This window comes from Citricoccus zhacaiensis, assembly GCF_014645315.1.
Taxonomy (GTDB): Bacteria; Actinomycetota; Actinomycetes; order Actinomycetales; family Micrococcaceae; genus Citricoccus; species Citricoccus zhacaiensis.
Genome location: NZ_BMLQ01000007.1, coordinates 172,413 through 185,479, shown reverse-complemented (window position 1 = coordinate 185,479; position 13,067 = coordinate 172,413). Strand labels below are relative to the sequence as shown.

The following is a 13,067-nucleotide window of genomic DNA, read 5'->3' as shown; positions in this document are numbered from 1 at the left end:
TGTCCGGCCCGGTTCAGCCTCTGACGCTGCGGCGACGCGCGGCCTTCACGCCGGCCCGCCACAGCAGAACGAGCCAGAACGCCACGAACGCCACGAGGCTGATCTGCAGCAGCACCCCACCCCACGGGGCGACGTCCGCACCGGAGATCGCAAACGCATCGGCCAGGCTCATGCCGGCGTTGAAGGACGCCACAAAGTACGCGGGGGCACCGCAGGCCACCAGGGCCAACCCCAGCAGCACCACGTGGACCGCTGCCCCGCCGGCTCGCACCATCCAGGTCACCAGTACCGCCGTCAGGAGCACGCCCAGTCCCAGGACGATGATCACCGGGGCGATGTGGAGTGCCTCGTTGGCCTCTTCCATGGCATGGCGGATCTGCCCCAGGGTCATCCCGGGGACGGCCGCCAGCGGGTTCCACACGAGGATCTGCAACGCTGCCACGGTCGCATAGGCCACCACCACGAGGAACACCACGGCGGCGGCGTAGCGCTGCGGCTGGTGCATGTGGCCCATCCTAGGATGTCACTCATGCCAGAGGTCAGAGACGACGCCGCCACCGGGATCGACAGTCAGCCGGCGCAGGACGGATCCGGAGGACGAGGCTCCGGCGCAACGGGGAACCGCCGCGGGCGGGCCCCGGGCCCGGCCTGGGCCTGGTGGGGCGGCGGCGCCGCCGTGGCGCTGCTGGCGGGCGGCATCGCGATCGCCACGGTGAACAGCACTGTCTACTCCCCCGAAGCCCAGGTCGAGGACTACCTGGCAGCACTGACCGCCGGAGAGGGCGGGACCGCTGTGGCCCTGGCCTCCGGTGACGGTTCCGCTGGTTCGCCCGCCGAACTGGCGCCCGGCACGGCCACAGACCTGCTGCAAGGGGAGCCGCTGATCTCCGGCATGGCGGCCCTCGGAGAGCTGACCGTCTCCCGGGGTGAGGACACGCCGGAGGGGCGATCGGCTGAGGTCCTGGTCGGTTACACCGTGGACGGCGAGGAGCACAGCACCACCTTCACGGTGGAGAAGACCGGCCGCGACTGGCTCTTCTTCGACCGGTGGCGGATGGCAGAGGTTCCCGTGCGGTCGGTCCACGTGGCGCCGGCGAACCTGCCGCCGGAGGCCGCGTCCGGTCCGCTGACCGCCTCAGTGAACGGCATCCAGGCGCCCCTGGTGACCGAGCAGGAGGAGACGCCCGGACGGACCTTCGCGGTGCTGCCCCCGATGGTGGTGGAGGCCAGCTTCGAGAGCACCTACCTGCAGGCCGAGCCGGCCCGGCTGGTCGTGGACCACACCGCAGGCCACGACCCAGGCACTGAGGCCGGCACCACCGACCCGTCGGCAGATTCCCTCACCCTGGACCTGGCGCTGCAGTACACGGACGCCGTCTCCACCGAGGTCAACGAGCAGTTGGACCGCTTCCTCGCCGGATGTACGGAGCAGAAGGTCCTCAACCCGGCGGGTTGTCCCATGGGTTATGACACGGTGAACCGGATTCCGCCGGAGTCGATCACCTGGTCCATGGCCGGCGACCCCCAGGCCAGCGTGCATGACCTGCCTGCCGAGGGCGACGATCCCACGGTGGTGGCACCGCTGGAGGCGGAGGCCATCCTGTCCCTGAGCGAGATCGACCTGGTGACCGGGGAACAGCGCACGGTCGAGCACCGCGAACCGTTCACGCTGGAGGCCGACCTCACCGTCACCCCGGACGCGGTGCGCTACATGCCGAACGTTCCCTGACGCCGTCGGGCACACCGGCGGGAAGACGAGTGGAAGACGACGGCAAAACGATGGGACCGCACCTCTTCCCCGGGACTTTCGACGCCGCTACGGTGGTCGCACCAGATGCGCATGACGGAACGGTGTTCATGATGCGCAACGTCTGGCGAGGCTGTCCGGCCGTCGCCGCGGCAGCCTCCCCGCCGCCCACAGCGCCCAGAGGATGACCCCCATGCAGAACACCCACCCCAACGTCCCCTCGATCGACCAACAGGACCGCACCGTCCCGATCAATCTCCGGCAGTCCGGTCCGACCCCGGTCCAGATGCTGATCGACACCCGCGTCCGCAAATCGCCCTATTGGCACCTGTCCATGGAGGCCGGCTGCTGGCGGGCCTCCGTCTACAACCGCATGTACCATCCGCGCGGCTACGTCCGGCCGGAGGACGGCGGGATGATGGCCGAGTACGACTCGCTCGTGAACCACGTGACCCTGTGGAACGTGGCGGTGGAACGGCAGATCCGGGTCCAGGGCCCCGGCGCCGAGGACTTCGTGAACTTCGTCATCACCCGGGACGCCACCCGGATCCCCGTCATGCACGCCCGCTACGTGATCCTCTGCAACGAGGACGGCGGGATCCTCAACGATCCGGTGCTGCTGCGCGTGGCCGAGGACGAGTTCTGGTTCAGCCTCTCGGACTCCGACCTGCTGTTCTGGCTCCAGGGCGTCAATGTCGGCCGCCGGTTCGACGTGGACATCCGTGAGATCGACGTGTCCCCGGTGCAGATCCAGGGCCCCAAGTCGGTGGACCTGATGGCGGACCTGTTCGGCCCGGCCGTGGCCGAGCTGCCGCCCTACGGCCTGCTGGCCGGTGACGTGGGCGGCTGCCCCGTCATCGTCTCCCAGACCGGTTTCAGCGGGGAGAAGGGCTACGAGATCTACCTGAAGGACTCCACGCTCCACGCAGAGACCCTGTGGAACACGGTCCTGGAGGCCGGCAAGCCCCACCAGCTGGCCGTCGTCGCCCCGGCGCACCACCGCCGGATCGCGGCCGGGATCCTGTCCTGGGGCCAGGACATGGACCAGGAGACGCTGCCCTTCCAGGCCAACCTCGGCTACCAGGTCCCCCGGCAGAAGGCCGCCGACTACATCGGCAAGGCTGCCCTGGAGGAGGCCCGGCGCCAACTCGAAGCCGGCACCCCGCCCTACACCCACCAGCTGGTCGGCCTGCGGCTGGGCGGCAAGCCCATTGAGGACTATGCGCCGGACTTCTGGCTCATCAGCCCCACCCACGACGGCGGCCCGGGCGAGCCGGTCGGCTACGTCACCTCCCCCTGGTTCTCGCCGGAGCTCGGCCAGAACATTGCCATGGGCTATGTGCCGGTGGACTTCACCGGGGTGGGGACCCAGCTGTGGGTGCAGCTGCCGGACGAGTACTCCGATGTCCCGGGCAGCCCCGTGGCCGCCGAGGTGGTCGAGGTCCCCTTCCGGCCCTCCGTCAACCCGAACCAGCGCGAGATCCTCCGCCAACGGGGGCTGGATGCCGCCGTTTGAGGATGAGGGCGGTGTCCGGCCCGGGCCGGACACCGCCAACTCCGCCGGGGCCACGGAGGTCAGCGAGAACGGTGGTGGCGCCTCCGGGGTGCAGTCCGTGGACCGGGCCGCCACCGTCCTGCAGATCCTCGCCCGGGAGGGACGGGCCGGGGTCAGCGAGATCGCCGCGGAGATGGGGATCCACAAGTCCACGGCGTCCCGCCTGCTCGGAGCCCTGGTGGCCCGGGAACTGGTGCAGCAGGACCATGACCGCGGCAAGTACCAGCTGGGGTTCGGCATCCTGCGCCTGGCCGCCGCCATCCCGGGACGGTTGAACCTCGTCCAGGAGGCCGGCCCCCTGCTGCAGGACCTCGCCACCGCGGTGAAGGAGACCGTGAACCTGGCCGTGCTCCGCTCGGGCTACGCCGTCAACGTGGACCAGGCCCTCGGCCCGTCCACGCTGGCCACCCAGGACTGGATCGGCAGCCTGACGCCCTTGCACGCCACGGCCTCGGGCAAGGTGCTGCTGGCGGCCCTGTCCACGGAGGACCGCCGCCATCTGCTGCAGGGCACCCGCCTGCCGCGGTTCACCTCCCGAACCATCACGTCACGGGCCCGGCTCGAGGAGGAGTTGCTGCAGGCAGCGCACGCCGGGCACGCCGTGACCCGGGAGGAGTACGAGATCGGCCTGTCCTCGGTGGCCGTCCCGGTCCACGACCACCGGGGCGCGGTGATCGCGAGCATCAGCGTGTCCGGCCCGGCCTTCCGGTTCTCCCCCGACGGCGATCCCTCGGTACTGGAGGCCCTGCACCGGACCGGCCTGGCCGCCAGCCAGCGGATGGGGTATTCGGCCGGCTGATCCGGCCTCACCCGTGGATCCCTCACCCGCGAAGCCGGGTCCCCTCCGGGTCCACCAGGGGCTCGGCGGTGATCGTGGCGGGCACCATCCGGTCGAAGTAGCGGATCTCGACGGCGTCCCCCACGTCCAGCTCCCCGGGCAACCAGGCATAGGCGAGGGGACGGTGCACGGTGTATCCGTAGGCCGCGCTGGTGGTGTAGCCGACGGGGTGGCCGCCGGAGAAGACCGGCTCGGAGCCCATCACCACCGTGGTGGCGTCGTCCACCGTGAGGCAGCGCAACTGGGGCCTCGAGGCCAGCTCCTGACCGCGGAGCCGTTCCACGGCCTCCCGGCCGACGTAACCCTCCTTGGCCGCCCGGACCGCGAAGCCGAGTCCGGCCTGGAACGGGTCATGTCCGGTGTCCATGTCGGATCCCCAGGCCCGGTACCCCTTCTCCAGCCGCAGGCTGTTGAACGCCCCGCGCCCGGCGGCCACCACCCCGAGGCCGCGTCCGGCCTCCCAGAGGGCGTCCCACAGGGCGAGTCCGTCAGCGGCATCGGCGTAGATCTCCCAACCCAGTTCGCCCACATAGGAGACCCGGAGCAGGCGGACCTCGATCCCGGCGATCGAGGTGCGGGCCATGCGGAAGTAGCGCAGGCCGTCGTCGGACAGGTCCTGGGCCGCCAGCGGCTGGACGAGGTCCCGGGCGTGCGGCCCCCAGACGCCGATGCAGCAGGTACGGTCCGTGATGTCTTCCACCCGCACCGTGCCGTCCGTCCAGTCCGCCGCCTGCCGCTCGAGGTACAGGGCGTCGATCCCGCCGTTGGCCCCGATCTGGAACACGTCCTCGGCCACCCGGGCCACGGTGATGTCGCTGCGGATGCCCCCGGCCTCGTCCAGCATCAGGGTGTAGGTGACGGCGCCGACGCGCTTGTCCATGGGCGTGGTGGTCACCCGCTGCAGCAGACCCAGGGCCCCCGGACCGGAGACCTCCAGGCGCTTCAGCGAGCACAGGTCATACAGACCCACGGCGGTGCGGGTGGCGTGGGCCTCCGCCGCGGAGATCGGGGAGTCGAAGCGGCCCGCCCAGGAGTCCCGTTCCGGGGGCCGCCAGTCCGCGGGCAGCTCCTCCAGCAGCGGCCGGTTGGCCTCGAACCAGTGCGGGCGCTCCCAGCCGCCGGACTCCAGGAAGACGGCCCCGAGCTCCACCTGGCGGGCGAGGAACGGGGCCAGCCGCAGGTCTCGCGGGGAGAGTCGCGGCTCCAGTGGATGCTTGATGTCATAGACCTCCACGAAGGCCTGCTGTGCGGTCTCCAGAACGTAGTCCGGCTCCAGTTGCACCTGTTCGAACCGGGCCAGGTCCAGCTCGCGCAGGTCCGTCTCCGGTTGCCCGTCCACGAGCAGCTCGGCCACGGCCTTGGCGACGCCGGCCGAATGCGTCACCCACACGGCCTCCGCCAGGTAGAAGCCCCGCAACTCCCTCGACTCCCCCACGAGCGAGCCGCCGTCCGGGGTGAAGGAGAAGATCCCGTTGAAGCCATCCTGCAGCGTGGTCTCGCTCAGCGCCGGCAGCAGCAGCCTGGACTGCTCCCACGGCCCGTCGAAGTCCTCCGGGGTGAACGCCAGTTTGGACGGCATGCTCCCGGTGGGGCCGCCCGGTCCCTCAAGTTCTGGCAGCTCGTCGTAACGGGCGGGCATCGGCCGGTGCGCGTAGGACCCGATCCCGATCCGGTTCCCCACCTGCCGGAAGTACAGGTCCTCGCCCTGGTGCCGCAGCATCGGCAGGCGCGCGGAGTTCCCGGTCCCGACGACGGCGCCCTCCGCTGGGGTGCCCCGGTCACCGCGCGGTTCTCTCCCGGCGCCCTCGGTCCTACCAGCCACACCGGCCCCCCTGGCCGTCCACGCCGCCAGGGCGGGTACCTCGGTGGTGGTCACGTACTGGTGCGCCAGGGGCACCAGTGGCACCGGCACCCCGGCCAGCTCGCCGACCTGCGGCCCCCAGAACCCGGCGGCGTTGACCACCACGTCTGCACCGAAGACCGAGTCCCCGGCGCGCACCCCGGTGACGCGGCCGGCGTCGTGCTGGATGGCGGTGACGGTGACGCGTTCGAGGAACCGGGCCCCGCGGGCCTCGGCGCGGGCACGGAGCAGCTCGACGGCCAGCACGGAGGAGGCCAGGCCGTCGGTGGACAGGTGGAGGGCGCCGAGGATGCGGTCGGCCTCCAGCAGCGGGTGCAGGGCGGCCGCCGATTCCGGGTCCAGCACCGTGGCCTCCAGCCCCCAGGCCACAGCGAAGTTGGCGCGGCGGTGCAGTTCGGCGAGGCGTTCGGCAGTGGTGGCCACCTCAAGGCCGCCGACCGGGTTGAACGCGGATTCCCCGGTGCGGGGGTGGATCAGGGAGGCGAGCTTGGTCCGGGTGTAGGCGGCCAACCGGGTCATGGCCCGGGAGGGGTTGGTCTGGAAAACGAGCCCGGGGGCATGGGACGTGGATCCGCCGGTGAGCGGGATCGGCCCCCGGTCCAGTACGGTGACGTCCGTCCACCCGCGCGCGGTGAGCTCATCGGCCAGGTTCGCGCCGACGATCCCGGCGCCGATGATGACGACCCGGGGGGACTTCGAGAGTGTGTTCATGTTCCGCATCCCTCAACAGCGTTCACGTACTGCAACCGTGAACCTCCGGTGAGGGATGCGTCAAGGAATCCCGGCGCGGAAGCCGGGAGTGATTTACGGGGAGGGATTCAGTGGGCGCCGCGGTCGGACAGCGACTTGCCCCAGGCCTCGATGGCCTCCCAGTTGCGGAAGTCACCGTACTGGCCCTTGACCAGCTTGATGCTCAGCTTGTCCAGGAAGCCGAGCTTCTCCTCCGTCAGGGCGCCGCGCAGGTAGGCGGTGTCCCGGGGCCCGTAGGAGTCGATGGTGGCCTGCAGGCGCGGGTTGATCGAGGGCGCGGCGCCGGAGGCGAGGATGAACAGGGACTTGTCCGCCAGCTCGGCCCGGTGGGTGTCCAGGAATGCCTTGCCGGCCTTGTCCAGCGCATCACGGTAGATCGGCAGGGCCACCACCACGGCGTCGACCGTCGCGAGCCACTTCGGGGCGTCCTTCGGGTGCTCCACCACGGTGGTCACGCCCTTGTTCACGCGCAGGACCTTGGCGATCCGTTCGGCGATCTCTCGGGTGGATCCGTGCTGTGAGGAGGCTACAACCAGGGTGGTCATGGGACATCTGCCGCCTTCGGGTGTCGGGTGCGGTGCTGGCGCTTGTCAGTGTATCCCGCGCAGGTCCAGGTCCAGACGGGTCTCCGGCACCGGACCCGATGCAGTGGTCTCGTTCACGGTCCCGGCCTCGGTCTCGGCTTCTCTCGTGGAATCGGTTGCACCGGTTCCGGCGTGCACGGTCACCGGGATGCCCCAGTCCTGCTGGTAGAGGTGGCAGGCGGCGTGGTCCGGGATCGGCTGGCCCTTCTCACCGTCGCAGGAGGCGGCGCGCGCGGTGATGTGCAGGACCCCCTCGGCCACGTCCGGGTTGATCCGCAGGGTACGGTGCAGTCCGGTGGAGGTGCCCCCGCCGCCCAGGAGCAGGTTCTCCGGGGAGGAGGAGATCTTCAGCTGCGTGGGGTCGCCCCAGCGGTCGTCCAGCTTCTGCCCGCTCGGCGCCTTGAAGGCCACCGCCAGCTCCACGTCCCCGGCGGCGATGGCGGTCCGGGGACGCTGGGTCTGCAGCGCGCCCTCGTCCACCTGCAGGTACTCGTCCGGCACGGACAGCCGCACCAGCTGGTGGGCGTTGGTCTCCACCACCACGATCGAGGCGGGGTTCCCCTCGGCGTCGGGTTCGACCAGGATGTCCGAGGGCTCCTTCAGGCCGCGGGCCACGGTGGACACCTCGGCCTCGGTGGCGCGGCCATCAGCGGCCACCCCGGCCGGGGCGTACCGGCGGATGGCCCCGTTGTAGGTGTCCGCCACCAGCACGGAACCGTCTGGCAAGGCGGCCACGCCCAGCGGGTGCTGGAAGCGGGCCTGCGCGGCGGCCCCATCGCGGAAGCCGAAATCGAACAGGCCGGTCCCGACGGCGGAGCTCACCTGGCGTTCCCGCGCATCTGCGCCGGTGGCCGAGGCGGTTCCGTCCGCGGAACTGCTGCTGGCCGAGGTGCCGCCCGGGGTGATGGACCGCAGGGCGGAGGACTCGGAGTCCGCCAGCCACAGGGTGCCGTCGGCCGACTCGGCCAGCCCGGAGGTCTGGGCGAACCAGGCCACGTCCGGGGCACCGTCCTCCAGGCCCTCCAGGCCGGTGCCGGCGTAGACGGCCAGGTCCCCGGTGCGGGGGTCGAAGCTGAAGATCTGGTGGGTGCCGGCCATCGCCACGATGAGGGTGTCCTCGGCGGTGGACCAGAGCACGTCCCACGGGCTGGACAGGGAGGTCTGCAGCGGGTCGGTGCCGAAAGGCTCGAGCGAGACCGTCTCCTCCGGGTCCTCCGGGTCCGCGGCCACGCGCGCCCGCTCCGGGTCGATCAGCCGCTGCACGCCGTTGCCCGCCAGGGTCCGGACGGAGCCGTCGGCCAGGCTCACCCCCCGCAGGCGGTGGTTGACGGTGTCCGCCACCACCACGTCGTAGCCCACGGCCTCGGCCACGGCCTCGGGCAGCAGCGCCAGCCCCTGGGGCTCGTTGAAACGGGCGGTCTCCGGGCCGCCGTCGTCGATGCCCTTGGCCCCGTTGCCCTCGGCGACCGCACCGCCGATGGTGCGCACCACCGTGGTGAGGTCACCGGCCACCTCCACGAGGCGGTGGTGGCCGGTGTCCGCCACCAGGAACGTGCCGGGCTGCGAGCCACGGGCTCCCAGGGCGATGGCCTTGCCGGGGAACTTCAGGTCCCGGGCCACCGGTTCTGGCGGGACGTAGGGGCCGTTGCCGCGGTGCAGGGTGCCCTTGGCCTCGTGCTCGGCCACCAGCTCGTTGACGAGCGAGGTCAGTCCGGCCACGTGGCCCTCACCGGAGAGGTGCGCGGCGATATAGCCCTCGGGGTCCACCACCACCAGGGTGGGCCAGGCGCGGGCCGAGTAGGCCTGCCACGTGGTGAGGGTCGGATCGTCCAGCACGGGGTGCTGGACGTCATAGCGTTCCACGGCGGCGGCGAGCGCGTCCGGGTCCGCCTCGTGGTCGAACTTGGGTGAGTGCACGCCGACGGTCACGAGCACGTCGTGGAATTCGGCCTCAAGGGGACGGAGTTCATCCAGCACGTGCAGGCAATTGATGCAGCAGAAGGACCAGAAGTCCAGGATCACGATCTTGCCGCGCAGCCCCTCCAGGTCCAGGGCCGTGCCGCCGGTGTTCAGCCAGTTGCGGCCGACGAGCTCGGACGCGCGGACCCGGGACGTGGCCCGGGGCGTGACGACGGCGGGAGCGGCATCAACGGGGGCTGCTGTGGTGACCGGCTGGTCGGCAGAGGTGCTCATGGGCTCCATTCTCGCCCCGGCCCCACCTCGGTGGCCAACGCATGAAGTCATACAACGCCCACGGCTGAATCGGGCCTACTCCTCGTGACCCTGGTCCCGGCTCATCTGATCGTCAGCGGGCGGGGTCTCCCCCGGTGGCACGCTGCCACCGCGGTCCAGACCGGTGACGTTCTCCTCCGCCGGGTCCGGGTTCGCGGACTCGGCCTGTTCCTCGGAGTACGTGTCCCCGTCCTCCTCGACCGGCTTCCCCGGCTGGTTGGCGGCACCGGTGACGCCGCGCTGGGGCTGCTGGGTGCCCTGCCGGTCGAGTTCGCTGGTCTCCGTGTCCCGGAAACTGTCATCAGGCTGGGGCTGGGTGGTACTCACGGCGGGCTCCTTCGAGTCGGGTTCTGCCGGTCAGGGGTTCCGTGCGGCCATCCTGACAGCATCCTCGGCCGTGCGTGAACCCCTGTGGTTCACCGCGAGGTTCAGAGCGCCCCCTCGGCGGCAGCCAAGATCTGTTCGGCGATGGCGGTGAACTCCTCCCCGGCCACCTCCGAGCCACCGATGAAGGAGACCATGACCACGTGCTCCGCCGTCTGTCCGATCAGCACGTGGGCCGTGGTCTCCGCTCCCCCGCCGGCCGGGGTGCGGGTCCACACGAGGCCGGAGTCCACTCCTTCTCCCGCCGATGCGGAGGTCCGGGCGGTGAAGTCGAACGTGGACTGCTGGAGGTCCGAGTCCGTGACGGTCATCGTCAGCTCAGGACAGTCCGCCACGAGGCGCTCGACGTTGGCCAGGTGGTCCTCCACCACGCCGGCGTCCTCGAGGGAGGCGACCTCCACAGTGCCCGTCCCGGCGAACGTCTCAGAGCCGAAGTCCAGGCGGGAGGCATCCGCCCCCGGCATCAGGATGGGCGACCAGTCCACCGCCGTCAGGGGGGACTTGCAGCTGGCCGGCTCCACCGTGGTGCCGGAGGAGTTCGTCTGCCGCAACCGGGCGTCCTCACGCGTGGCGGCGATCTCGGTGTCCGTGGCGGAGACCTGGTTGGTGAATCCGAAGCTGGCGGCCCGCTCGGCGGCGGCACCCACCGCGGCCTGGTCGGCCCGCGCGTCGGCCGCCTCGGTCTCCGAAGGGTCGGCGGAAGCCGTGCCCGACGTCGGCGTCTCACCGTCCGTGCCCGCCCCGCCTTCCGTTCCTTCTCCGTTCTGGCCGTCGGCACCAGCGGTCGGCATGGCGCTGCCGGACGGGTTCTCCGCGGTGATCCCATGCGGGTTGGCGGGGACGCCGGCGTCGTTCCCGTCCTGGTCGCTGGCGCCGCCCGAGCAACCGGCGAGGACGAGCATCCCCGCCAGGCCCAGGGCGGCCATCCGAGCAACCGGGCGGCGCAGCCGGCGGGAGTCGAGGGAAGGCCGGATGGCCGGGGTGCGGGGGGAACGCGTGGTCATCGGCGGGGCTCCTCGTTCTCGGCAAGTTCTTCGTACATACGGTTCCAGGCCTTGAGTTCGGCCTCGTCGTTGAGATCGGCCTTGCGGTCCAGCCGCTTGGTCTCCTTGGCATCGGTGCGAGACCACATCACGGCCACCGCCACGGCCATGAGCACCGTGGGCACCTCGCCGATCCCCCACATCACAGCGCCGCCGATCTGCTGGTCGGCGATGGCGGAGGGCCCCCAGTCGCGTCCCGTGGAACCGAACCAGGAGGCCTGGAGCAGGGACTCGGAGGAGGTCATGGCCACACCGATGAACGCGTGGAAGGCCATGGTGGCCAGCAGGATCACCAAGCGGATCGGGTAGAGCGCCTTGCGCGGCAGTGGGTCGATCCCGATCATCACCGACGCGAAGATGTAGCCGGTCAACAGGAAATGCACGTTCATGAACTCGTGCCCGATGTGCTCCTGGAGCGCGAAGCCGAAGAACGGCGTGTAGTAGAACACCAGGATCGAACCGGCGAAGTTCACGGCGGCCACCACCGGGTTGGTGATGAACCGCCCGAAGGGCGAGTGCACGATCCACAGGATCCACTCGCGAGGGCCGCGGGTGCCGTCCGTCCGGCTGGGCAGGGAGCGCAGCGCCAGGGTGACGGGGGCGCCGAGCACCAGGAACATCGGCGAGATCATGGTCAGTGTCATGTGGGCCACCATGTGGGCACTGAACAGCACCTGGCCGTAGATCGCCGGGGAGCCGGAGGTCACCCAGAACAGGATGGTCAGGCCGACCACGAAGGAGATCGTGCGCAGCATGGGCCAGCGGTCACCGCGGCGGTGGAGCCGGACGGTGGCGCGCACGTACCAGAGCACCAGGAACGCGATGATGGCGACCCACAGCCAGTCGAAGCGCCACTGCGTGAACCAGGTCTGGAAGGTCAGTTCCGGCGGCAGGTCGTAGCCGGTGAGGATGCGGGCCGGGGAGGCGTCCGGGGCGATCTCCTCGGGGACGGGCGGAGAGGTGCGCGAGAGCACGGTCGCGAGCCCCATGATCGCCGCCATGATCGCGGCTTCCACCGCGATCAGCTGCCAGAGCAGGCGCTTGGCGGCCGGCGGCGGGGCGGTGGTGCCGGTGGCCAGCCGCGGGATGACCCACAGCCGGTGCATCAGGCCGATCAGGCCGAGCAGCACGGAGCCCACGAGCTTGGCCAGCACCAGCACGCCGTAGGGACTGGTGAGCTGTTCCAGCGTGTTCATGCGGATGGCGGCGTTGACCACTCCGGACAGGACCACGGTGGCCAGTCCCAGCCCGGCCAGGAGCGAGTAGCGGCTGACCACGGTGTAGATCAGCGGTTCAGGACCCTGCCGGTGGGCGGAGGGCTTGCCGCTGGCGCCGTCCGGGCCGTGCAGCTTCGGGGAGATCAGGGCCAGGACGATCAGCCCGCCGATCCAGACGACCACCCCGAGTAGGTGCAGGCCGATCGAGTTGACGGCCCCGTTGTGGTCATCCCCGGAGGCGGAGTGGCCGATGAGGGCCAGAGGCACGATGCCGACCAGCCCGAGCAGGGCGGTCCAGGCGAGGCCGACCGTGGAGCGGACGGCCAGGGTGAGCGAGGTGATGACGGCGGCGAGGACGGTCACCACGGTCCAGGCCTGGCCCACGGAGATGTCCTGCAGGTAGCCGACGAGGCCGGAGGTGAACGAGGCGCTGGGGTCCAACGGCATGCCGGCGAGGTCCGAGTAGGACAGCACGAGAACGGCAAGGGCGGACAGCGTCCAGACCACGGAGGCTGCGGTGGCCACCTGCATCAGTCGGGTGAAGGCCGGATGTTCGCCGCCCTCTCCATTGTGAGCACGCTGGCCCCGGGAGGGCGGCATGATGGCGCAGGCGAAGATCAACGCGCCGACAGCGGTGGGCATGGCCAGGTTGTTCACCATCTCGGCCACCGGCAGTCCCCAACGGGTCAGGGCCCCGGGGTCGGAGAGCTGGTCCACGGCCAGGATGCCCGTCCAGGCGGCGGCCAGCACCAGGCTGACCGCGCCGACGACGCCGGCCACGGGCCACAGCCACACCGGCGCGGAAGTGCCACGCTCAGCGGTTGGGGAAGATTTCACAGTATCCATTCTCTCGCAG

Annotated in this window: 10 protein-coding genes; 3 read left to right on the top strand and 7 right to left on the bottom strand. The window is 70.8% G+C overall.

Translation table 11 applies throughout. The features are described 5' to 3' along the window. Window positions 1–13 precede the first annotated feature (13 nt). Window positions 14–505, bottom strand: coding sequence for a hypothetical protein (locus IEX49_RS12705; protein WP_188806527.1), 492 nt, complete (start codon window positions 503–505; stop codon window positions 14–16). A gap of 24 nt (window positions 506–529) precedes the next feature. Here IEX49_RS12705 and IEX49_RS12700 point away from each other — a divergent pair, with 24 nt between their 5' ends. The 3 genes from IEX49_RS12700 to IEX49_RS12690 all read left to right on the top strand — a co-directional run bounded on the left by IEX49_RS12700 (window position 530) and on the right by IEX49_RS12690 (window position 4,101). Further along, window positions 530–1,729: a hypothetical protein gene (locus tag IEX49_RS12700; RefSeq protein ID WP_188806526.1), complete on the top strand. Its 1,200-nt coding sequence runs from the start codon at window positions 530–532 to the stop codon at window positions 1,727–1,729. 211 nt (window positions 1,730–1,940) lie between these two features. After that, entirely contained in the window at window positions 1,941–3,263 is a 1,323-nt protein-coding gene (locus IEX49_RS12695) for a glycine cleavage T C-terminal barrel domain-containing protein (RefSeq protein ID WP_188806525.1), read from the top strand. Continuing rightward, on the top strand, window positions 3,250–4,101 hold the full coding sequence (locus IEX49_RS12690) for an IclR family transcriptional regulator (RefSeq protein ID WP_188806524.1): 852 nt from the start codon (window positions 3,250–3,252) through the stop codon (window positions 4,099–4,101). The genes IEX49_RS12695 and IEX49_RS12690 overlap by 14 nt, the downstream gene beginning before the upstream one ends. 22 nt (window positions 4,102–4,123) lie before the next feature. Here the strand turns inward: IEX49_RS12690 and IEX49_RS12685 are convergent, their stop codons facing one another. The 6 genes from IEX49_RS12685 to IEX49_RS12660 all read right to left on the bottom strand — a co-directional run bounded on the left by IEX49_RS12685 (window position 4,124) and on the right by IEX49_RS12660 (window position 13,057). Then, a complete protein-coding gene (locus tag IEX49_RS12685; RefSeq protein WP_188806523.1) occupies window positions 4,124–6,712 on the bottom strand; it encodes a GcvT family protein in 2,589 nt (862 codons plus the stop codon). A gap of 107 nt (window positions 6,713–6,819) precedes the next feature. After that, the gene (locus IEX49_RS12680; RefSeq protein WP_188806522.1) at window positions 6,820–7,296 is read right to left on the bottom strand and encodes a flavodoxin domain-containing protein; all 477 of its coding nucleotides are present in this window, start codon (window positions 7,294–7,296) and stop codon (window positions 6,820–6,822) included. A gap of 45 nt (window positions 7,297–7,341) precedes the next feature. Then, a complete protein-coding gene (locus IEX49_RS12675; RefSeq protein WP_188806521.1) occupies window positions 7,342–9,528 on the bottom strand; it encodes an NHL domain-containing thioredoxin family protein in 2,187 nt (728 codons plus the stop codon). Window positions 9,529–9,603: 75 nt separating this feature from the next. Continuing rightward, window positions 9,604–9,894 (bottom strand): DUF6480 family protein, encoded by a 291-nt coding sequence (locus IEX49_RS12670; RefSeq protein ID WP_188806520.1) that lies wholly within the window; start codon window positions 9,892–9,894, stop codon window positions 9,604–9,606. 101 nt (window positions 9,895–9,995) lie between these two features. Continuing rightward, window positions 9,996–10,955, bottom strand: a complete 960-nt coding sequence (locus IEX49_RS12665; RefSeq protein WP_188806519.1) for a hypothetical protein — start codon at window positions 10,953–10,955, stop codon at window positions 9,996–9,998. After that, window positions 10,952–13,057 carry a bifunctional copper resistance protein CopD/cytochrome c oxidase assembly protein gene (locus IEX49_RS12660; protein ID WP_188806518.1) on the bottom strand — a complete coding sequence of 702 codons (2,106 nt, stop codon included), beginning with the start codon at window positions 13,055–13,057 and terminating at the stop codon, window positions 10,952–10,954. The genes IEX49_RS12665 and IEX49_RS12660 overlap by 4 nt, the downstream gene beginning before the upstream one ends. Between the last annotated feature and the right edge of the window lie 10 nt (window positions 13,058–13,067).